The sequence below is a fragment of the Campylobacter sp. LR291e genome, assembly GCF_008633915.1.
Lineage (GTDB): Bacteria > Campylobacterota > Campylobacteria > Campylobacterales > Campylobacteraceae > Campylobacter_D.
Map to the genome: position 1 here is coordinate 1 of NZ_VJNV01000027.1, position 1,392 is coordinate 1,392.

At 24.4% G+C, this 1,392-nt stretch carries 1 protein-coding gene; it reads left to right on the top strand.

What is annotated here, in order from left to right; genetic code table 11:
• Positions 1-1,392, top strand: a 1,392-nt coding sequence (locus tag FMM58_RS08765; protein WP_190317963.1) for a hypothetical protein, incomplete at both ends; no start/stop codon positions are given.

A 1,392-nucleotide genomic window follows, 5' to 3' on the forward strand; every position in this document is an offset into this window, starting at 1 on the left:
GGAGAAAAAATGAATTATTTAATATATTTTAAATATGATGGACTTGGAGCTAGATTAGTTAATTTATCTTATTATTTTTATTTAGCAAATAGACTCGGTAATAAAAATTTCGTTAAATTTGCATGGTTAAATACTGAAGGCTATAAAAAAGCTCATTTAAGCACTGATTTTAAGGGAGAAGATGGAGTAAAAACAATTGGCTTTTGTGTTATGGAAAAAGAAGAAATTTTTTCACCTACTTTTATAAAAAAATATTATATAGATAAATTACCAAAAAGAGATTTTGATATTAACACTTTTAAAAATTTTGATGAGTTACAAGAAAAATTTTTAAGTGTAGATAATGCTAATTTTATAACCATTGGACCGCCGAGATTCGTAAATGAAGATGATATGACAGATAGACTTAGGATTGAAAATGCCTTTAATAAAGATATAGAATTTAGCGATAATGTGAAAGCAATTATAAAAGAAGCTAAGAATAAGGCTTTAGAATTTAATGATTATAATGTTATAAATTTAAGGGCTGGGGATGTGGTATATTTTGGTAATTGGAGAAAAAAAGATGAAATTATTTTCCGAGCTACTTATTTTGAACTTGCCTTGCAAATTATTAAGGCAAATCCTAATAAAAAATTTATAATATTTTCAGAAGATGTAGAATCAGTAGATAAACTTTGTGATTTTGTAAATAGTAAAAATGTAATTAGTGCAAATAAGATTAGGGATTGGAAAAGACCAAATTTAGAATTATTCTTTTTTGATATTGCCTTTATGAGTTGTGCCAAAGAACTTTATTCTTCTGCTGTTTCATCAGTGCCTCAACTTGCTAGATATATGAATAAAAATCTAAAAGGTATAAATACACTTAGGTATTTTAGCGAAGAACAAAGATATGAATTTTTAGAAAAAAATATTGATATTTTAAATCTTCATCCTATGCAAAAGGCTTTGTCTTATTTTCATCTTTTTATACTTGCTAGGAATTTAAAAAAAAATTACGATATTTTAATATATTATTTAAGACAGGCCTTAAAAAATGACTTAGATAATGATAAATATAGAATTCACATAATAGCAAATTTAGTTTTAAAACAAGAATATAAAAAAGCAAATCGTTATCTAAGCTTTATTTTTAATACTCGTTACAATGAGTTTATATCGTTATTTTTTGAATTTCAAATACTTACTAATGATTTTTTAAACGCAAAAATAAATAGCAAATTTCCTTACCTATGCTTTTTAAACGCAAAGATTGCTAATCATAAAAAATTACATGAAAAGGCTATAAATTTTGCTAAAATGGCATATGATAATGGTGATTTACAAATTATTAAAGAACTTTATTTGTCTTTAAGTAGCGAGTATGCTTTACATTTAAAACAAGAATTA